This window comes from Bacteroides sp. ET336 (assembly GCF_024733815.1).
GTDB classification, from domain to species: domain Bacteria; phylum Bacteroidota; class Bacteroidia; order Bacteroidales; family Bacteroidaceae; genus Phocaeicola; species Phocaeicola cellulolyticus.
In genome coordinates, this window is sequence record NZ_JANRHK010000008.1 from 1 (window position 1) to 22,163 (window position 22,163).

Genomic DNA, 22,163 nt, shown 5'->3' on the forward strand with positions numbered 1-22,163 from the left:
CTTGAAGTCTTCTGTTTACCGTTTTTAGGAAACCCAATTATGCTCCTCTGTATAATTTTAACACTTACAAGATATTCAGAGATCACTATCATTTATTGTTTAATTAAGCTATTCATAATAGATTGTTTTAAAACATATCAAAGTCAAGTGGAATTATCTTAAATAAACTAACAGAATTTTTAGCATTAAACATAATTGTTTTGTAATTGATTACTATATTAATACTACCAATTCTATAATTGAAAATAGTATTATAGTTTTGAATTTCATATTAGAAAATTTGTTCATATTATCAATTTAGAATAACTTTATAAATTATATTTAAAGATTTAGTAAGCATTTGTATATAATTACATCTATATATTATCTTGTTTTATATCACTCTTCAAACTATATCGTTATAATCAAGTGTAATGTTTAGACATCCATTTATCAACAAATATTAAAGAACAAAAAAGTAAACCATAATACAACTATATACAACATCATAAATTAATTACATAACAAATGATTAAATTCAGTATTATAAGGTTCAGGAAATATCTATCTTGGATAAATATTTCCTCTAAAGGTATCAAACCACATCTCATAATAGGTACAATATTCGGCATTTTAAAGGTCTTTGTAGGATTATTATTTATATTAGTTTCAAAACATATGGTCGACATTGCTACTGGGGATGTAGCCGGAAGCATATTACGAGAAACCATAATTTTAGCTATACTTTTCATATTTGAATTATTATTAAACATAATAAACAGCTTTCTTTATACACAAGCTGAAAACTTAATGCGTAACAATTTAAGACAACGACTATTCGACCATCTCCTCATATCTCCTATATACAAAAGGGGAAGTTATCATTCAGGAGACCTCACAGCTAGGCTTGAAGAAGATGTCAGAATTGTCACTTCAAATATTACAACATCTTTCCCTACAGTCTTAATTATTACTACTCAATTAATTGGAGCATTATGGATACTAATACAATTTGATAGACGTTTAGCATGGATATTGGTCATGATACTTCCAATATTCATGGTAATAGGAAAACTCCTTAGCAAACGTTTACGTAAAATGACAGAAGTAATACGCGATTACGAAAGTAAGGTACAATCACAAATACAAGAAGGGCTTCAACAAGCTTCAATACTTCGTGCATTAGAAGCAGAAAAATATGCAAGTAAAAAATTAGAAACGCTTCAAAAAAACGTATATCAACATATAATGAAACGCCTGAAGTTTACATTAACATCAAAATCTACACTTTCTATAGGATTTACCTGCGGATATATGGTAGCATTTGTATGGGGATGCTTCAGTCTGCACGAAGGTAGTATAACATTCGGAATCATGACAGCCTTCCTGCAATTAGTCGGACAAATACAACGTCCTACCGTTGGACTGGCACAAATCATTCCTGGTTTCATTCATGCCTCTACATCCATTGATCGTCTGTTAGAAATAGAAAACATCAAAACAGAAGAAATTTTTCCACAAAAAAAATTACTTTTTGCATCAGGAATAAAATTTCAGAATGTAAGTTATTCATATCCTGGTGAGTCACAAAATATATACCAATCATTCTGTCACGATTTTACTCCAGGAAGCCATACAGCCATTCTTGGACATACAGGAAGAGGCAAAACCACACTATTCCGTCTCATATTATCATTGCTTAAGCCAACAGAAGGAAGCATTAAAATTTATGATAAATATGAATCTCTTGAAATCTCAACAGGTACACGATGCAATATTTCTTATGTTCCACAAGGGAATACTCTCTTTAGCGGAACAATTAGAGAGAATTTACTTTTAAGCTACCCACATGCAACAGAAAAAGAGATAGCAGACGCACTTCATACAGCAGTAGCCGATTTTGTATATGATCTCCCAGATGGTTTAAATACTATGTGTGGAGAACAAGGCACCGGGCTAAGTGAAGGACAAGCACAACGAATCGCAATAGCACGCGGATTACTTAAACCTGCCAATATTTTACTTTTAGACGAAATAAGTGCTTCGCTTGACCAAGAAACAGAAAAAATACTTTTTAATCGTTTAATGAATTTCTCACCAAACAAAACAATTATCCTTATTACCCATAGAACCGAAGCTGCAGAATACTGCGATAACATTTTAAGAGTATAAAAACATAAGCCGGCAAATTCACATTTCAATGAATTAACCGGCTTTTATGATGATTATCAAAGATTTCAACAAATCAATCGTGAATATTTACAGAAAAAAGTCCAACGAAATAACCACGTATCAATTTATACATAAATTTTGGAGCCCTCCTCCAAAATAATTTAGGCCAATAATATCGGCTATGTAATAAGCTTTTAAAAATATGCAATGCAAATTTAAACTTGTTACCTTTAAAATCTTTCTGAAAATTAATTGCTCCAAAATCACCCTGTTCAAAAAGCTCTTCCGAAAGCATCACAAGATATTTCTTTTGCGTTCCTTCTGTCCATTTTTCCAAACTAGGGAATTCCAATCCTAATTTCACTCTTGCCAATTCAGAAAATTCAGTAACAAATCTGTTCATTCCCATCCTTCTAGTCTCTTTCAAAACCAATTTGCAGTCTATTTTCTCATAATTGTTTTTTAAGAATACAGCCCAATCACATAAAAACCTATATCCTATGCCAGGAATCAAAAAATGACCTGCAGCATGTGAAAGTAACAATATACTATTAATATTCGCATCAGGAACTCTCAAATACATATCTCCTACAATTTCATTTTCAACCGTAAAATCCATTTTAGGTTTATATGGTGTTGTTAGAATATCTGGATGAATTTCAATTGTCACACCTTTATACACAATTGTATCGTGTTGACTTTTATGCTTACTTTTTATGCCCCAACTGTTCAAGATACTAATACATTCATCGAACCTTTCTGGTATAAATATATCAATATCACTGGATTGTCTTGACATAGGATGTGCATACCATTTAGCTACGGCCATACCTTTTAGAACAATAGGAAAAATACCTACAGCTTCAAATTTGGCATTCAATTCCTTCCAGACTTGCATTTTTTTATAATTTTCCGCCTCAATAAATCTGTTCACCCCTATCCATTGAAGCAATAGTTTGGTAGGCGGTTTCATATTATTTGGCAGATTCATTATTGACTTAAGGCAAATACCAAGCACGGTCTGTTTGCCTGCAATCATGTATATTTCAAGCCAATCAAACTGAGTCAACTCCTTAAAAAACTCACTGTTTGGAGTCTTTCCCCATATACCGCATCTCAACAATTCCAAAAATGCCTCTTCATTTTTATGGTTCCTCATATACTAGTAACTTGTAAGAAAATCAATCTTAAAAAAGTTTTTTCTTTTTTTTATCAGAAGTATAGCCATATCCGTAGCCATAATATCCATAATAACCATACCCCTTTTTGTGCATCTTCACACCATTAAGTACAATCGCCATATTCTTTAGTTTTCCATCAGTAAACAACTGCTCCACTTCACCTAATTGCCTACGATCCATTTTCCCAGCCCTTATAACATAAAGAGTGAGATCAGCCACACGATTTACAATCATGGCATCAGCTACCATATTAGAAGGAACATTATCCAACAAAACATAATCAAACCTTTCTTTCAATCCTTCTATCAATTCATTAAGCTTATTGCTAAGAAGCAATTCAGCCGGATTTGGAGGTACCGGACCACTGTAAATCATACTTAAATTTTCATTCAAATCAGATTTAAAAATAAGTTCATCAATATTTGTAATGCTACCAGCCAGGAAATTTGTTACACCAAGTTTCTGTTTTCTCATCCTGATACTAAGAGTACCCTTACGAATATCCAAATCCACTAAAACTACCTTCTTTCCAGTAAGAGCCAGCGTCATTCCTAAATTTGCAGAAATAAAAGTTTTACCGGCACTTACATTCAATGAAGTAATCATAATACTTTTCACGGGGTTCCCATCGCTACTCATAAATGCCATGTTTGTACGCAATATTCTGAAAGCCTCAGATACCGCATCAATACTGTCTGCTTTTACAGCTAAAGAATACTTATCCTCGCCTTTCACTCTAGCACGTTGTGGTATTTCACCAAGGAAAGGTACCGATAAAACACCAGTTACATCTTTCTTTGTTCTTACAGTCGTATCCAAAAGACTAATAATAACCAGTACCGCAGCCGGAATAGCCAATCCCAGCAAAATGCCTATCATTAATATTTGCTGCCCGTTTGGCGAAATTGGTGCATTGCTACCCATTGCAGGATCAATTATACGTGCATTTGTTTCTGCCATAGATTGTGTCAGTGCATTCTCCTCACGCTTGTTGAGCAAATAAATGTAAAGAGACTCCTTGATTTTCTGTTGTCGTTCCACTGACAAAACATATTTCTGCTGACTTGGAACAGCAGCAATACGCCTCAACGCTCTTTCCTCTTCACCCTTAATATTATTAAGTTTCATGTTAAGTGCCGCAATCAGATTATCAACCGTACGAATCATGGTCTGCTTCATAGCTGCCAATGTATTATTCATATCCATTACTACCGGGTTTTTCGTACTGCTGTTCGTAAGCAACTTATCGCGTTGCAGCATTAAAGCATTATACTGTGATATCTGTCCTTCAATATTAACATCAGATATACCAGTGTTTGAAGGAATCAATTCATTGCTTTTAGTAGGATCGACCAAATAATCCCTAATATAATTCGTAAGAGCGAGTTGCCCCTCTATTGCAACACCTTCCTGTTGATATCTGCTCGAAGCCTCCATAAACGTTCCTGTCTGCGAAGCAATGTCAGTAAGCCTGTTATGACTTTTAAAGGCAGCAATCTGCGATTCCACTCCTCCCAGTTCCTGTTCTATAATGATTAGACGTTCATTAATGAAGTTTGCAGTATTCACAGATATTCGGTTTTTATCGTCAATGGCATCCTGATTGTAAACATCTATCAATGTATTAATAATATCTTCAGCCCTTCTCGGAGAGACATCTGAAATACCAAGTTTAATCATGCTTGCCCCGTTACTCATTACCGATACTTGTAGTGCGGCATTATATCTGGCTGCAACTCTTACCATATTTGCTTTTGTCACTGTATATTGAGAACCAAAATGATCTTTTGAATAAAACAGACTTGGAGTAACAACTACCTTACCTATAGGAGTAACAACTGTATCATTCATTTCTGCCACTATAGCTTTTCCATTCCATGACGAAGAAGAGAAATCAGTAAGTACTACTTTCTCTTGTGTCGTGGGTGTTACTTTAAGTGAAAAAGAAGAATTATACCTTGCTTCAGGAAATGAAAGAACCACAGGACACTCATGGTACAAATCAAAATCACGGAACTTACCTTTTATGGAATAATATACATCCAGATTAAGTTTTTTTGCCACCTCCTGCATAAGCCGTTGCGACTTGAATATAAGAATTTCATTTTCAATAGAATTTTTCATTCTAAGAGTTGACACTTCATAAAAAGCCGACGAAGCATCAGCAGTTCTCGTACCGCTACCTTGGTCTTTTATTAGGATTGATGCGGAACGATAGTATATATATGGTGATTTCTTCAGCTTATAATAAGCCAATCCTCCACATACTATTACAGATAGTAAAAACCATACCCAGTTTGCCAAAGCAATTTTCAGAAAGTCCATTACATTCAGACCCATATCGGTCTGTTTCTTTCTCGGTTGATTATTTTCAGTCATCATTTCGAAACAATTATTAAAGTTACAACAGACATTGCAAATGAAATTAATGTTGTCCAAGTAGTAATCCTCGTAAATTGGTTTGTATCTCCCTGTCTAATCTTGTTCCTACTAGGTTCTACATAAACCAAATCATTTTGTTGAAGATAAAAACAAGGAGAATCAAATACATCCTTCGAACGTAAATCAAGATAGTAAGTAACACGTTCTCCATTTTCTTCCCTGATTACAGTCACATTATACCTTCTTCCTGTTATAGCCAAATCACCGGCCTGACTTATAGCTTCAAAAATAGTAATTCTATCCGAACTCACATTAATAACCCCTGGAGAACCTACATCCCCTAACACTGATACTTTAAAATTAAGGAATTTTACAATCACAATCGGATCTTTGATATAATCCTCGTCAATAAGTCTGCGTTTTATATAATTAGTCAATTCCATGCGTGTCATTCCCACCACATGAATTTTTCCCAGTATAGGAAAGTCAATATCACCTTTCGAATCAACAAGATATTCTATCCCCTTTTGTCCCGAACCTCCGGATACACTTGTAGCGGGAAATGCCCCAGCAGACCCGGTCTGCAAAGTAAAAGGTAGCGTCAGTTCCGGATTTCTGCTGTTCACCGTAATACCCAGCAGATCATCATAAGTAATTTTTACATCATAACTACCGTTTATTTTAATCTTCTCCTGTTCCTCCAAATCTTGTAAGTACAATACCTTTTTCTGACTGACACATCCGGTCAAAAGCACTATCATCAACAGGCTAAAAAATCTAAAACACAAATTCATAATCCTATATAAGTTTTTTTATTTCATTCACAATATAATAAACATCATCGTCAGTTACACAAGGACCACTTGGCAGACAAAGTCCTTTCTTAAACAAATCCTCACTCACACCATTCTGAAAGTTCATATTGTCCTTAAATACAGGCTGCAAATGCATAGGTTTCCATAAAGGGCGGGTTTCAATACCTGCAGCATCCAATTCCAAACGCATAGCTTCCACATTAGTATTAGGTTCACAGTCCGTATGTGCTGAAGCGACCTGATGAATCACTCCAGCAGCTCCACCCACAACTCCTGCAACTGTAGTCTTGTATGCACATTCCTCTCCCTTTACTTTCAATTCAGAATCCAGCAGTATAGTATTAAGCCAATAGTTACTGTCATATTTCTCCGAAGGATTTTCGTGCAGTGTTATTCCCTCTACATCAGCCAATAGTTCTTTATATAGCGATGCCACATGTTTATGATGCGCTATATGTTCTTCAAGCACTGTCATCTGTCCACGTCCGATACCAGCACAGATGTTCGACATCCTGTAGTTATAACCTATTGTTTCGTGCTGGTAATACGGATAAGCCTCCCTAGCCTGGGTAGCATAAAACATAATCTTTTGCTTGGTTTCCTTATCAGGACAAATCAATGCCCCTCCCCCGGAAGTAGTAATCATCTTATTTCCGTTGAACGACAAGACCCCAAAACGTCCAAAAGTCCCACACATCTTTCCGTTGTAACGACTCCCCATCCCTTCAGCAGCATCTTCTATCACCGGAATCTCATATCTATCTGCCACAGCCATTATTTCATCTATTTTTGCCGGCATACCATACAGATAAACCGGGACAATAGCCTTCGGTTTCTTTCCTGTCTTATCAATACGATCTAAAATGGCCTTTTCAAGCAAAACAGGATCCATGTTCCAGGTTTCCGCCTCAGAATCCACAAACACCGGTTTAGCACCTAAGTAAGTTACCGGATTTGCCGATGCACAGAAGGTAAAGCTCTGCACCAGCACTTCATCTCCCGGACCGACACCACAAGCCAATAAGGCCAGATGTACGGCTGCTGTACCGGCAGAAAGTGCAACAATTTCCTTGTCGCCTCCTACAAACTCTTTCAAATCCTCTTCAAATCCGTTCACATTCGGACCCAAAGGCACCACCCAGTTCGTATCAAACGCTTCCTGGATGTATTTCATTTCAATCCCACTCATGTGAGCGAGACACAGATAGATACGCTTCATATTTATAGTTTTTTGAGTATTTTACATCTATTCCCAACTGCCAAAACTCCATCAGGAATATCTTTGGCAACAACAGAACCAGCTCCTATCACAGACCATTTCCCTATTTTTACTCCGGGAAGAACAATTGTTCCGGCAGCAATCCAGCTTCCTTCTCCTACATGAACATTTCCACACAAAGTAGCATGAGGAGAAATATGTACATAATCCCCAATGACACATTCATGATCAACAGAAGCACCTGTGTTGATTATACAATGTTTCCCAATCTGTGCACACGACTGAATAACGGCTCCCTGCATTACGACAGTACCTACATCAACAGTCACTTTAGGAGAAACAATAGCTGATGGGTGAATGGCCGTTCCAAACTCAGCAGATATGTTTTCTGCTATTTTTTTTCTAATACCATTGTTACCGATACTGATAATCAAAGGCGAAAAATCTTTTTGATGATGAAAAACAGGGTAACCCAATAATTCATTCACTTCCGGATTATCGTCAATTAATCCCTCTATCATTATCTGATTAGCCTCCAAGATATCAATGATGACCTTGGCATGCCCGCTTGCTCCATATAAATACATAGTTGCATTTAATTATTACCATTAAAAAATTCCATCGTAGCTTGTCCTTCTTGCGAGATACCTTCTCTAATGAATACCTTTTTAATTGTCAGAAAAAATATTCTTAGATCAAGTAAAAAAGAACAATTATCTACATACCATACATCATATTCAAATTTCTGTGTCCAACTGATTGCATTTCTACCGTTTATTTGCGCCCATCCCGTTATGCCCGGACGTACTTCATGACGACGCGCCTGTTCTTTACTATATAATGGCAGGTATTGGGGTAACAGTGGACGAGGACCGATTAATGCCATATCTCCTTTCAAAACATTGATTAATTGAGGTAATTCGTCAATGGAAGTAGAACGGATAAACTTACCGACCTTAGTTAATCTCTGTGCGTCGGGAAGTAAATTACCATGCTGATCCATTTCATCAGTCATTGTTTTATATTTAATGACCTTGAACAATTTACCGTTTTTACCAGGTCTCGTTTGGGTAAAGAAAGCACCTGCTCCTTTATTGGCTATTTGAAGCCAAAAAGTAATAACCAATAAAATTGGCCAGATAATCAATAACGCTACCAGTACAATCGTTAAATCCAAAAACCGTTTAAAAAAGTTCTTATACATTGTTAATAACTTTACTTAAATTTTTATATTCTTCCAATAAAGCATCCCATACGATTTTCTGGTCATATCTGTCAGCCACCAATTTCCGGCACTTTGTAGCCATTTCCTTAACTTTATCCTGATGCATTATAAAAGTTTCCATTGCCTGATAGAGTTGTTCCTCATTTCGTGGTTCGATAATCACTCCATTTTCTCCGGGAATAATAATCTCATTGCAACCATTTATATTAGTAACGATGGAAGGAATATCCATGGCACCGGCTTGTATCACTACATTTGGAAATCCTTCTCTATAACTTGGAAAAACCAAAGCATCTGAAGCTACCATAAACGGGCGAATATCCTTCTGAAAATCCATAAAAAGAATAGCGGGATGGTGTAATATCTGTTCCTCTGTAGATTTGTTTACTGGATCCAGTTCCCTTTCGAACGGACCTACCAATATAAGTCTGACGTATGCATACTTCTGGTGTAGTTTTACAAAGGCTGATACAAGTTCGTTAATGCCTTTCTCTCTCACCATTCTTCCTACAAAACAGAATGTAAAAACATGATCTTCCCTATACTGTTGAGCTCGGTTGAGAATCTCGACTGTACGCTGGTAATGTGTCAAGTCAATCCCGCTTATATTTCCGTTGGCAATGATATGAAGCGGTTTAGAAGTGATTCTATATCTTATCAAATCATTTTTTACTCCGTTTCCTTCCGGATTGATGTGGGTTGCGCATGCACAAATCAGTCTGTCCATCATTATCAGAATTTTCTGTTTGAATCCGGTCGCTGTCGGAAATACCAGACCTGTAAACGTGTGCATCCTGACAGGCACACGGGTAATCCATCCCGCTAACATTGAAATTAACCCGGCTTTCGGAGTAATGGAATGAATCATATCCGGACGTTCTTTTATCAAAAGAAAAATCATTCTTATTAGTGAAATAAAATCTTTAATCAGAGATATCCGGCGTTCCATAGGTAGCGGTATAACCCTGATTCCCTCACGTTCATGTACTTTTTCCAAAGCTTCTCCTGGAGATGAAACACCTATAATCTGGTAATATTGATTTAACATTTTCAACTGTCCCTTTAAAAAAGTTTCCAGTGAAATTGGAACTGTTGATATTCTAAGAATTTTCATATTAAAAACTTAAAAGATTCAAAATTATACGGATAAGAAATGAAAGTATAATTTGTGAAACAACCATTCAAATACAAGAAAACATCAAATACTGTATTCAACATACAATCTCTATAACAATATATTCTTTATCAGGTGTATAACCGTTTGTAATTTGGTTCTAAATGCTATATCCTTATGTAACAGAAATTCAATAATAGTTTTATTCACAATGTTTTTTGCTGTTTCTTTTACCGTAAATTCCTGTTCTGTTTTTTTAAGTTTCTGAATGGTATCTATCATTTTCCAATATAATCTTTGAATACATAAGGATCTGATAAATGTATATTGATTAGGAATTTCATCCAAACATAAATGATAGGTTTTCATTATATTGATATATGATGTTACTGATAGATTATGTACAATTGAACCGTTTTGTTGTACGTAATAATATAATTTTCGATTTACAACAATAACTGATTTCAACTGTAAATAAAACCTGCTACAAAATTCAACGTCTTCTGCCCTAATAGATTTAAATCGAAATCCTGATACAGAATTTCTTCTAAACAGTTTCCCCCAAACAACATGACTATCCATCACACTGATTTCATAACACTTGGTAAATCCTATATTCCAAAAGCGTCGTGACAGTTCTGTTTGATTAAGCGTAAATGTTACATCTGAATTCATAGATAATGGAAGCGGATCAGAATATTCATATACCTTCTCATGTAATACCATGGAAAAATCAGCAGAACTATTATTAAGCGTATTATGAAGTATTTCCAACATTCGGGGGTGAATATAATCGTCAGAATCAACAAAAGTTAGATACTCACCTGCGGCATAACGCATCCCTGTATTTCTAGCTTCTGAAAGACCTTTATTATTTTGATGAATAACTATACATCTCCTATCCTGTTGGGCATAACTATCAGCTATTTTTCCCGACAGATCGGTAGAGCCATCATCAACTAGTATAATTTGTAAATCCTTATATGTCTGGCTCAGAATACTTCTTATACAATTATGCAAATACTTTTCTGTATTATATATAGGAACAATTACACTAATCATAATTCTGTTTTATTGTATATTCTTTGATATAAATTCAGATAACGATTGACTGTATTTTGGACATCAAATTGCAATGCACGATTTAAACACGCATCTGATACTCTTTTATAGTAGTCTTTATCTTTTATTAGGTCTAAAATAATTTTGGCCAAGGTCTGATAATCCTCATGAGGAAACAGTAAGCCATATCCATTAACTGTTTCGTGCAGGCCATCGACATCACTTGCGATAAATGGTTTACCTACACTCATTCCTTCCAAAGAGGACAATGAGAGACCTTCCCAATGAGAGGACATGACAATAATGTCTGAAGCTTTCAAAATCTGAGGAATATCGGAACGGATACCGCTAAAAAAAACTCTATTATATAAATTCAATGATTTAACTAGTTCTTCTAATTCTGTACGCCTGACCCCATCACCAACTAACCATAATTTATAATTATCTGGTAATAATTTCATAGCTTTAATGAGTGTATCTTGATCTTTTTCAATTCTGAAACCGGCAATCATACATACAACAATATCATCATGTCTTGTAGAATTAAAAGTCTCACGATCTATTGGATTATTATAAATAAAATTCTGGATATTAATACCATTGTATATAGTAAATATCGGATATCTGTTATTTAAAAAACCGATTAGATTTTCTGTTGCTTTGTCAGATATTGTCACGATAGCATTATATTGACTGTACATCCATTTATCAAAGTGTTTAAAGCCAAAGATTTTCCGTCGTCTATTGTTGGTAGAATGTTCTGTTGTTACAATTATAGTTTTATTTTCAAAAACAAGAAATTTTGCAATTGCAACAAAATATTGGCAAGCAGTATTATGCGCATGTACAATATCGTATTGTTTGATAATAGGAATCAATCTGAAAATAAACTTCGGATTATATACAGAACTACCGTATCCAAATGAAAAAATCCGTATTCCTTGTTCCTGCAATTGTTTTTTGAATGAAGTGTCTACTCCATTGAATAGCAATATATCTACTGAATGCCCTTCTTTTCTCATAAGTGGAACCATATCCACCACCAGTTTTTCAGCTCCACCAATCTGTAAGGACGTTATAACCTGAAGTATTTTCATTTAAGTATATTCATTTTTGAGTTTTTTTTCACTTTATGGGCAATATATCTATAAAGCAAATAACCAAAGGGAACAGATAATATGGTAGCCAGCTTTCTTGGTGATTCCTCAATAAAATGTTTGTTTTTGGATATAAATGAACTTGAAACATAATGTATGCACACCATAAATCTTCTTTTTAAAGATTTTGTAGTCACCATTTCCGTTTTTCTAAAAAAAGCAAATCCTTTCGGATTATTCCAATATTGACGGTACATATTAACACTCGAACCGTCTACTTGATATTCCACAACCACAAGGGGTTCATTCAAGGTCAAGAGTGTATAGTCCTGGTCTATCAGCATGTATTTGTAAGCCAGACCCACATACCGCTCTCCCTCAAAAATAGGGTACTCCGGATATTGTCGGATTACAGAAGTACGATACACCAGTTTTTTATCTCCACTCCCTCCCCTCGAATAGAAGTCACCGAGTGCTGTTTCCTTGAGTCCTTTTGGAAAACTGCTACCGATAACTTTACCGTTTTCAGTTATATCCAAACCAATAATACCGGCATATCGGTCAGAGCCATGTTCTTTCCAGAAAGAACAGATTTTTTCTACGGCATCGTCCGGCATATAGTCGTCTGAATCAATACAAGTATTAAGTTCTGTTTCTATATTCTTATATGCAGTATTATGAGCCCCATGCATTCCCTGATTATGCTGGTAAATATATCGAATCGGTATTATATCCTCTTCAATCCATTTTTCAACTAATCTACACGTATTGTCAGTAGAGCCATCGTCAATTACCAGCCATTCAAAATCTTTACAGGTCTGACGGCAGAGACTTTCATAAGTACGAGTTATTGTATGTGCCCGGTTATATGCCGGAGTAAATATCGTTAATGTTTTATTTCCCATTTATTATATAAACATGTAAAAAGTAAATGCAAAATGCGCCATAAAAATAAGTGCGGCTTTTCTTCCCTGGTCTTCCCAAACTGGCAGTTTTAAGCATGGATAAGCTAGCACTAAGGCATACATAAACCATGACAGATACGCAAAACGATTAGAATAAGAAGCTCGAATCATCATTACCCAGAATGAATTACATAAAATATATGTATTCAACAATAATAAGTAATTCTTGTCCCAAACCCGACGGACAAACACCACATAGTATCCCAACAAGATAGGCATTGAACTGTACAATAGAAAATCCCAACGAAAACCCGTTGAACTGAACATGGAAGCATCAATATTCTGACTGGAGTATCCTCCCATTCTGTCATCAAAGCCTAATCCGGTGAAGAATGATTCAACAGCACCACCGGCTACTAATGAGATGAATATTGAAGCTACCCAAAAACCCATTATATATCGTGTATCTTTTACGAAGAATGACCCTAAGATACATACAATAGGAAGTGCTGTTGAACGATGGATATTAAAAGCCAAAAACGCAAGTACAATTCCTATTATTTTGTAAGAAAGATTTTGGTTTATACATGCTATTGATACTATGATTAAACTGCAAGCCATTCCATTACGTATCCCATTGGTTCCATAACTGAAAAAAGAAAACGCACCCATACATACAACAAACAACATTGCGTAATGATTGGGAACAAGCTTCTTGCAAGCCCACAAGACTGGCACCACATACAGGATTTCTATTAATAGAAAGAAACCATGTACATCCATCAGTTTTGAACAGTGATATTGCATCCATTCAAACACCCATTCAGAAGATTCCGGATCATATATTTTCACTCCATTAACAAAATAATTATATGTCAAAGCATAATTAGATGTATCTCCAAAATAATAACCTGAAATAGGGCGGAGACCAACAAAATACACAAATAAACCTACATATATCAATATCAATGGGTTATTAGTATTTTCGTCAATCAATACCTCGTCTTTATTATAAATTTTGGCCACATAAAACAATGTCAGCAATAAAAGACTATAAAGATATGTGGGATTATATAGTGAAGGATCAAATTGCATATTACTTTATTAATTCATGAAACAATTTATTCCAAACCTGGCATACATTTTCTACGCTAAACTGCCCAATACTTTTACAGGCATTAGCTCCCATAGCATGTAACATTTGATTATCGGTAATTAACTGTTTGATACTTTTTGCCAGTAATTCTACGTTTTCCGCTGGAACCAACAAGCCATTTTCCCCATCCTGTATAATATCACGAGGCCCGCAAGGACAATCAAATGCAACACAAGGCAGACCGCATGCCATAGCCTCAATCAATACCATACCAAATCCTTCAGAACGAGATGGTAATACTAATAATGAGGCATTCATCATTTTCTCCATAACATTATTTGTTGGACCACAAAAACAGATGTTATTTATGCCTTTTTCCTGAACTATCTCTTCGTATAAGCGAATTTCTCCTTTCCCGTAAACATTTATTTCCCAGTCAGGAAACTCCATAGCTATTTTACTCCAGGCTTCAATGAGCAAATCGTACCCTTTATTATGAGACAAGCTCCCGACACAGATAATCTTCTTTTGATCCAGTTTAGATTTTTCCTTCGGTATGAAAGAAAGCGGGTTAGGTATAACCTTCAAGTTATGGCCTATCCATTCCGTCAGGTTGTATTTTGTCAGTACAATCACTCTGTCATACAATAAACCACCCAGTTTTATCAAAAAAGATTGTATCACTGATTGGTTCAACTTTAATGAGGCATGCCGCTCATATATAATTGAAGCGTTTTGTCTCTTAATCCATACAGGAACATATAATCCTTTTAAACCGTCATCACAAACAGATATTATATCAGGTAAAATATTATTTATGATTCTATTGATACCAGTAATGTATGAATAAAGATAACACAATCCATTTCCTCTCGTTTTTACATTATGAAACTTGATTTTAGGACTGAATGTATAGAAGGGCTTGTCTGTTTTCTCATTTAATGTGATAATATGAACATCATACCTCAATTGTTCTGCCAAATAGGAAGCTTTAATGGATAACACACGCTCTAATCCACCTATACCTGTTATACCATTCGTAATATAGAGTAATTTCATCTTTGTTTTATTTGTTTATATCCAATTACATAAATCGCACCTGGTATAAAACTCAACAGATAACAACCCAACAGAGATAATGAAAAAGTTAATATGACGATCATAAAAGTTTGTCCCATATAATTATCTATATTCTGAATCCAATCCCATTTCCAGATTATATAACGCATCACAAAAATATGCATTAAATAGATTCCAAATGACAAATTTGATATCAGGACAATACAACTACGTATTTTTTCAAATTTAATAATTATCTTACCATATTGGATTAAACCTTTAAACCATGCGGTACAACATATAGCAACAAAGATAGATAAAGTCCAAAACATAGAATAAAAATCAACTTCATATTGCTTCCATTTGCAAAATACAGGAGCCAATAACGAAATAATAACTAATGGAAACAAAAACTTCCAAGAAATAGCCTCTGGATATTTCATCAAATAATGTCCCAATAAAAAATATCCTACATATCCCGTGTTATAGTATAAAATGCCGGTTACTCCTGCTTGAATAAATAAGAAAAGACCTAACAAAGGATAACAGAGGGTTATTGTCCAAAGAATCAGATAAAATTCCAGTTCTCTTTTACTAGAAGAATGTAGCCAATGGCTAAGAATAGGAGTAATCAAGTACAAACCTGTTAAAGTGTACATAAACCACATCACACCATGACCCTGTGCTGAGAAAGGTAACGATAATATCTCTTTACACCAAATACGGTCTGCACCTTGATAATAATTATACCCGATATAGACGATAGACCAAAATAGAGTTGGAAGTATAATCTTACTTAACCTTCTTTTTAGGAAAGAAGCGTTTTTTTCTTTAATTGGTAGCAATAACGCACCTGAGACCATAAAGAAAAGACCTATACAAGGGACTGTTACATAACTTAATGAACTTAGAAAAATTTCATCGGCTTTTTCTATAGGTAAAGGTGCATGAATCATAACGACCATCAAGCAGGCAATTACACGAATCAAGTCTAACGAATAATTTCTCTTTTTCAGTGTATTCATAAAAACCTATATATTTTTTCTATTTCTCTTTCGTTTCCGTAATCATGTTCATTCAAGAACTGAATCAGACGGTTCTGTAGTTCTGGATTCCGAATCAGTTGAACTATTCCTTCCGCACAGGCTGCATTCTCCAAGGGTACGATTATACCATCTTTACCATTTTGAATCTGACTGGCAGCCGTAGGATAGTTAGCAACTACAACCGGTTTACACAACATCTGTGCCTCCCGTACAGTTACTGAGTTACCTTCATATCGGGAAGGCTGTATATAGAAATCACAGGATTTTATATAGGGATAAGGATTTTCCTTTTTCCCCAATATTACCACATATTTCTCCATACCGGCTTCTTGAATCCTCTGACGAATCAATGCTTCATCACCTCCATAACCTATCAAATACCAATATGCATTTACCCCTTGTTTCCGAATACGACACAATATATCCGGAACATTATCAAAGTTCTTCGGATAGCAAAAACGTCCAACCGATAATAAATTGATATTCTCTTTCTTGAATACAGAAAGATCAGTTTTCTCAGATGCCCTATTACGAACAAAAGCAGAGGACAAAATATTGGCTATTTCTACTATTTTTCCTTTAAGTGATGGAAAAACAGAAAGGAAAGTTCGTGATACATCCGGAGATATGGAAGCAATATAATCATAACCATTCCATACCGGTAATTCGAGGGAAGCATTTACATCAATTTTGGAATAATCGGTATGAATCCAGGCTATTTTTGTCCGTGACTGTACTTTCTCCAATACAATGTTGTGGGGTGTCAGGAAACTGATTGCCAAATCATACAAACCTAATTTATGCAAAGAAGGCAAACACGGGGTTACAGTATTGGCTACATACTGAAAAACAGCAGAACCATCTTTTGGTTTCACTCTCCTAGCATAAAGAGCAAACTGTAATTTTGCACACAACCGCGCTAATACCACATCTACATGCCCCCCTTTAAGCACAGAAATCATAGGTCGTTCCATTTGAGCATATTTTGATATTTCCGGAAGCAAGTTCACTTCTGGTGGAATCAATTTCATCAGTTCTCCCTGGTGGCTATACACAAAAAGATCTACTTCATAACGACTGTAATCCATAGAGTTCAACAGACCAATCAGACTGATTTCTGCTCCCCCGATTTCCAGATAATGTATAGCTATGAAAATACGTTTCTTCATTCCTCCAGCAATGAGTAAAACTTTTCAACTTCTTCTTGATTTCCTTTCTTTTCGCTTTGTAAATACGTAACTATATGCTTATACAGGCTATTATCTGTCAACATTTTTTCTATAGCATCAGCTACTGCTACCGGATCTTGTGGAACTACAAGACCATTCTCTCCAGGAACCATCTGATTATATACAGCATCAAATTCTGTTGTCACTACCGGTATGTTCAACAACCTGGCTTCAGCTATTGACAATCCGTATCCTTCATGTCTGGATGTCTGGACATAAAGCGTAGATTCCCTGAAATAAGGATAAGGATTGGCTGTAGTACCTAGAAGAATAAAATCATTATCCAAATTATTATTGGCTATATATGTACGCATCTCTTGTTCATAATTACCTCTTCCTAACGCATACCATTTAAATTTTATACCACGTTCCTTCAATAACCTACAAGCCTCCAAAGCTATATCATATCCTTTTTGATGTTTATTCAATCTGGCCACAGTCAGAATTCTTACACCTTGGAAGTTATCGTTATATCCATTGTCCTGTACAGATAATTTTGTAATCAAATCAGTATCGACAATATCTCTTATCACTCTCATTTTATGTGCAAATTCCGGATAAACCAGTCGGAACACCTCATAAGCAGAATCTGATACTGTAACAATACCATCCAACATTTGGTAAAATCTTGACTGATATGACTTTTCATATCCTGATAAATGATAACTGACATTTACCCAACCGAATTTCCTTAGTGCTTTTACCTTATCTACCACATAGAAGGTAGGAACTCCCTGGGCATAAGCAATAGCAAAGTCATATTCTTTAGGATTGTTCTCTATGTTATTTGAAATAGATTCCCAATATAACCTGGCTATTTTTATATTATTCAATGGTTTTTGAGTCCGAAGCTGATAAGAAAACGTCCATTTAGCCTGAAGCATCCGTCTAGCCTTGGTATCGTTAAAGCAGGATAATAAACGTCTTGAACAACCACTGTTCAGGAAACGGGTATACATCAGTGGAGTCAGTAGATTCACTTCTTCAGGAAGAAATTGTTCAAATTCACCCCCATAAGAAAAAAGTTGTAAATCGATTTCAAATCTATCATAATCCAACTGATTTAATAATGAGACCAGGCTTTTTTCTGCTCCGGCACATATTAATGAATCTATGACAAACAATATTTTTTTTTTCATACCATCTCAAATTATATGATTCAACTTTTCACGCAACATAGTGGACGAAGTACCTCGCGTATAAGGAAAGAATTCTATCTTAACGTTAACTTTAGAAAACTTCTCTTCCAACTCATTGAATAACGGAGAGTTTTTCCAATCATCACCTACGAACATTATGTCAAATCCTATTTTTTCCCAGGCCTTATATTTTTCACGGTCTATTTGTGGAACCACTTGATCAACATAACGTATAGATTCCACAATAGCCTTACGCTCCTCATAAGGGACAATCGGTTTCTTGTGTTTGTAACTCTCACACAATTCATCAGTAGATACACCTACAATTAAATAATCACAATGCTCTTTCGCTTTCTTTAATATATTCAGGTGACCGATGTGAAACATGTCGAACACACCGGTAGTATATCCTATAATCTTCTTTTCCATATCATTATAATTAACATTTGTTGTTTATATAATACAATATCTGTTGACACGAAGTCCCATTCTCAAAAGAACCTATCTGACTATTGAAATCTATTAAATCATTCCGGTAATTTGTTTCATCAAACAGTTTTATTGATTCAATCAAATCATCGTTAGAATAAGCTTTGATATAAGGAAGCTTCTTTATGTCAAAATATAATCTTCTATCATTCCTTGTATATTCTTCTAAATCAGGCAGATATAAAAAACAAGGTCTTCCAGTCAAGGAAAAATCAAACATCAAAGATGAATAGTCGCTAATGATTATATCCGATGCAGCCAACAATTCCTGTATATCATCATACGATGTAGCATCAAAGACATTACTTTCAGCCAATAACTGTCTGGAATACTGTTGAAGATGGGGATGCAACCTAACCAATACCGTCCATTCACCTCCAAAGCGTGCAGACAATGCTTGTACAAGTTTCGTATAATCAATGTTATAATAATCCAAACTGTAATCTTTTCTGAAAGTGGGAGCATATAGAACTATCCTTGTATGCTCTGAAATGGAATATGTAAAGTCTATCTTCTTTCTGATATTAGAAACTTGCGTAAAGAACAAGTCATTCCGCGGAGTTCCGCATTCCAATATAAATCCGTCATACCAAAAAGAAGACTTGAAAATATCGGTACTATACCTACATCCTGAAAGCAGACAATCAATGGCTTTTGAATCATGCTTGGCCATCTTGACATACTCAGGTGTCAATTTAGACTCTGCATCTTTTTCGATGGTTTTTAAACGTAAAGAACTGTGCCAAGTCTGAATATAAATCTGCCTTTTTCTTTTCCTAAAAAACAAAGGCATACGATAATTTGTTACGATGAACTTGGCTGTACACAATTCATAGAAAAATGACAAAGAGTAATACCTTACTTTCCGTATTCCACCTATCGAATACCTTTCAGGAGTATTAAATGCCCAGACAATATCATAGTCATTAGAATTATCTTGTATGTATTCGCTTATATATTTTGGATTACAACCATATTGACTTCCATAGTAGCTAAAGAATAAGATTTTTTTACGCTTCAATGGACAAAATGAAAAAATAAATATAATTAGATTTGTTATTAGCTCATTCATAATTATTAGAAAATATGTCCGACTAACTTTTTTTTAGTCAATTGCAATTTAATCCCTAAAGGAACATTCGATAACCAAATAGTTTTAATCGACGGAAACATTTTTTTTATTTCACAAATAACTGATTGTTCTATTTCTTCAGAAGGTATCTCTTTCAATAAAACTATCGTATCCCAATAGCAACGAATATAAGCCCCCTTAAAATCAATGGGAATATTACCCAACGTATGGATATTTGCCTTTATCATGTCTAGCTTCAATCCGACATTACATTGTTTCGTCAATTGTCCAGAATGATTTCTATAATGATAACCGCCTTTGTCTGATATATATAACTTATTGATAGCACACAATACATCAGAAAACAAGAACCTATCCTCATACCGCATATTCGTGGGAAAGCGTAAATTTTCAAGTATGTGTCTCCGGAAAATTTTATCCCAAAAGTAGTTAGTAATTATTTTATTTTGAAAAATCCACATATCAAACAGATTTTTCTTTCCCTCAATAATTCTCCGTTGATTTTTCTTACCTGCTAACGGAATTTGTACAATATCAATTGAATTGTCGGAATCAAGTAAGCCTATGTTTACCTTATAAATATCCGGACTTACATAATCATCTGAATCAACAAATGTGATATATTCTCCTTTAGCTTTCTCAATGCCTAAATTTCTGGCATTTCCAACACCTAAGTTTTTTGTATGGTAAACCTGAATTCTTGAATCTCTCTTTTGAAACTGATCACAAATACTACCCGAAGAATCAGTAGATCCATCATCAATTAATAATACCTCAATATCCGAATAATCTTGATTCAATATGCTTATTATACACACTCTAAGAAAACTCTCTACATTATATACAGGAATAATTATTGATAACATTCTTTTTTATATTTTGAAGGCATACTTTTTTCCAAAAGTTTGTTGACGAGACATACAATTAAGTAAAGTCTATCACAACTATAAGTATAAGAAAAAAACATAAAAGCTGAAACGATATTCAGTTTCATGGCTCTGTTCAAATCAGAACCATAATTCTGAGTTTTCTCAAACAGATAATGGCAATAAAAATTCTTCAAATCATTATTTCCGGTTTTTTCAGACAAATGATAAAAATTATAAGCTAACACCCAATATTTATTCAGTGCCAATAAATAAAGATCCTTATAATGCCCTGCAATATAAATCAGCCTTTGTTCTACTCCTTGCAACAAATCAAAGTTCTTTATAGAAAAATCTCCTGAGATACTTCCGGAACGTTGTCGATAATAATATCCTGGACATGGATTATAAACATATTTTTCAGCCAATTCTATCATTTGATATTTCCAAAAAGAATCCTCAAAATATTTTCCTTTAAGAAAAGGAACTTTTAAAGCCAAATCCTTACGAATCAGATTTCCCCAGGCAAAATTTTTAATTCTACCATCCCGAATAAGTTCTTTCATAGCCTCCTTTGGGGTAAAAGTAATAATACCGGATTCTTCTTTGCGATATAGCAAATACTCCGGATACGCATAGTAAAATCCACCCTGAACAAAATCAGCATCATAATTATCAGCTGTTTTTACCAGATTCTCTATAGCTGATGATGTAATCCAGTCATCACCATCCAAGTAAAAAATATAATCACCAGTAGCTTGTAATAGGCCATAATTTCTTGCATCGGAAAGACCCCCGTTTTCTTTATGAAACACTTTGATGCGTGGATCTTTTATCGCCAATTCATCACACATCATTCCCGAATCATCGGTAGACCCATCATCAACTAAGATAATCTCCAGATGAGGATAAGACTGGGCACAAACACTCTGAACACACTGATTCAAATATGTTCTAATATTATAAACCGGTATAATAACTGAAACCAATTCCAT

At 34.9% G+C, this 22,163-nt stretch carries 20 protein-coding genes; 1 reads left to right on the forward strand and 19 read right to left on the reverse strand.

Translation table 11 applies throughout. The annotated features are described in order from the left end of the window. Nucleotides 1-507 precede the first annotated feature (507 nt). Complete coding sequence (locus NW213_RS08920; protein WP_258322531.1) at nucleotides 508-2,151, forward strand: ABC transporter ATP-binding protein; 1,644 nt, start codon at nucleotides 508-510, stop codon at nucleotides 2,149-2,151. Nucleotides 2,152-2,224: 73 nt separating this feature from the next. Here the strand turns inward: NW213_RS08920 and NW213_RS08925 are convergent, their stop codons facing one another. From NW213_RS08925 to NW213_RS09015, 19 genes are all read right to left on the reverse strand, one after another. Continuing rightward, entirely contained in the window at nucleotides 2,225-3,310 is a 1,086-nt protein-coding gene (locus NW213_RS08925; protein WP_258322532.1) for a nucleotidyltransferase family protein, read from the reverse strand. A 28-nt stretch (nucleotides 3,311-3,338) separates the two neighbouring features. Further along, nucleotides 3,339-5,714: a tyrosine-protein kinase gene (locus NW213_RS08930; RefSeq protein ID WP_258322533.1), complete on the reverse strand. Its 2,376-nt coding sequence runs from the start codon at nucleotides 5,712-5,714 to the stop codon at nucleotides 3,339-3,341. Then, complete coding sequence (locus tag NW213_RS08935; protein WP_258322534.1) at nucleotides 5,711-6,508, reverse strand: polysaccharide biosynthesis/export family protein; 798 nt, start codon at nucleotides 6,506-6,508, stop codon at nucleotides 5,711-5,713. Before NW213_RS08935 ends, NW213_RS08930 begins: the two co-directional genes overlap by 4 nt. A gap of 4 nt (nucleotides 6,509-6,512) precedes the next feature. Next, complete coding sequence (locus NW213_RS08940) at nucleotides 6,513-7,748, reverse strand: DegT/DnrJ/EryC1/StrS aminotransferase family protein (protein ID WP_258322535.1); 1,236 nt, start codon at nucleotides 7,746-7,748, stop codon at nucleotides 6,513-6,515. Between the two features lie 2 nt (nucleotides 7,749-7,750). Further along, nucleotides 7,751-8,335: an acetyltransferase gene (locus NW213_RS08945; protein ID WP_258322536.1), complete on the reverse strand. Its 585-nt coding sequence runs from the start codon at nucleotides 8,333-8,335 to the stop codon at nucleotides 7,751-7,753. Between the two features lie 8 nt (nucleotides 8,336-8,343). Beyond that, nucleotides 8,344-8,952, reverse strand: a complete 609-nt coding sequence (locus NW213_RS08950; protein ID WP_258322537.1) for a sugar transferase — start codon at nucleotides 8,950-8,952, stop codon at nucleotides 8,344-8,346. Then, nucleotides 8,945-10,087: a glycosyltransferase family 4 protein gene (locus NW213_RS08955; protein ID WP_258322538.1), complete on the reverse strand. Its 1,143-nt coding sequence runs from the start codon at nucleotides 10,085-10,087 to the stop codon at nucleotides 8,945-8,947. Before NW213_RS08955 ends, NW213_RS08950 begins: the two co-directional genes overlap by 8 nt. 111 nt (nucleotides 10,088-10,198) lie before the next feature. Next, complete coding sequence (locus tag NW213_RS08960) at nucleotides 10,199-11,149, reverse strand: glycosyltransferase (protein ID WP_258322539.1); 951 nt, start codon at nucleotides 11,147-11,149, stop codon at nucleotides 10,199-10,201. Beyond that, nucleotides 11,146-12,246 carry a glycosyltransferase gene (locus NW213_RS08965; protein WP_258322540.1) on the reverse strand — a complete coding sequence of 367 codons (1,101 nt, stop codon included), beginning with the start codon at nucleotides 12,244-12,246 and terminating at the stop codon, nucleotides 11,146-11,148. The genes NW213_RS08960 and NW213_RS08965 overlap by 4 nt, the downstream gene beginning before the upstream one ends. Continuing rightward, complete coding sequence (locus NW213_RS08970) at nucleotides 12,243-13,151, reverse strand: glycosyltransferase family 2 protein (RefSeq protein WP_258322541.1); 909 nt, start codon at nucleotides 13,149-13,151, stop codon at nucleotides 12,243-12,245. The genes NW213_RS08965 and NW213_RS08970 overlap by 4 nt, the downstream gene beginning before the upstream one ends. A gap of 3 nt (nucleotides 13,152-13,154) precedes the next feature. Then, on the reverse strand, nucleotides 13,155-14,177 hold the full coding sequence (locus NW213_RS08975) for an EpsG family protein (RefSeq protein ID WP_258322542.1): 1,023 nt from the start codon (nucleotides 14,175-14,177) through the stop codon (nucleotides 13,155-13,157). 70 nt (nucleotides 14,178-14,247) lie between these two features. After that, on the reverse strand, nucleotides 14,248-15,306 hold the full coding sequence (locus NW213_RS08980) for a glycosyltransferase family 4 protein (protein ID WP_258322543.1): 1,059 nt from the start codon (nucleotides 15,304-15,306) through the stop codon (nucleotides 14,248-14,250). Further along, the gene (locus NW213_RS08985) at nucleotides 15,303-16,331 is read right to left on the reverse strand and encodes an acyltransferase (RefSeq protein WP_258322544.1); all 1,029 of its coding nucleotides are present in this window, start codon (nucleotides 16,329-16,331) and stop codon (nucleotides 15,303-15,305) included. The genes NW213_RS08980 and NW213_RS08985 overlap by 4 nt, the downstream gene beginning before the upstream one ends. Further along, a complete protein-coding gene (locus tag NW213_RS08990) occupies nucleotides 16,328-17,521 on the reverse strand; it encodes a glycosyltransferase (protein WP_258322545.1) in 1,194 nt (397 codons plus the stop codon). The genes NW213_RS08985 and NW213_RS08990 overlap by 4 nt, the downstream gene beginning before the upstream one ends. Beyond that, on the reverse strand, nucleotides 17,518-18,720 hold the full coding sequence (locus NW213_RS08995; protein ID WP_258322546.1) for a glycosyltransferase: 1,203 nt from the start codon (nucleotides 18,718-18,720) through the stop codon (nucleotides 17,518-17,520). The genes NW213_RS08990 and NW213_RS08995 overlap by 4 nt, the downstream gene beginning before the upstream one ends. A 6-nt stretch (nucleotides 18,721-18,726) precedes the next feature. Further along, the gene (locus NW213_RS09000) at nucleotides 18,727-19,149 is read right to left on the reverse strand and encodes an adenylyltransferase/cytidyltransferase family protein (protein ID WP_258322547.1); all 423 of its coding nucleotides are present in this window, start codon (nucleotides 19,147-19,149) and stop codon (nucleotides 18,727-18,729) included. A 10-nt stretch (nucleotides 19,150-19,159) separates the two neighbouring features. Further along, nucleotides 19,160-20,281, reverse strand: a complete 1,122-nt coding sequence (locus NW213_RS09005) for a CDP-glycerol glycerophosphotransferase family protein (protein WP_258322548.1) — start codon at nucleotides 20,279-20,281, stop codon at nucleotides 19,160-19,162. A gap of 5 nt (nucleotides 20,282-20,286) precedes the next feature. Then, a complete protein-coding gene (locus NW213_RS09010) occupies nucleotides 20,287-21,168 on the reverse strand; it encodes a glycosyltransferase family 2 protein (RefSeq protein ID WP_258322549.1) in 882 nt (293 codons plus the stop codon). Then, a complete protein-coding gene (locus NW213_RS09015) occupies nucleotides 21,156-22,163 on the reverse strand; it encodes a glycosyltransferase family 2 protein (protein ID WP_258322550.1) in 1,008 nt (335 codons plus the stop codon). Before NW213_RS09015 ends, NW213_RS09010 begins: the two co-directional genes overlap by 13 nt.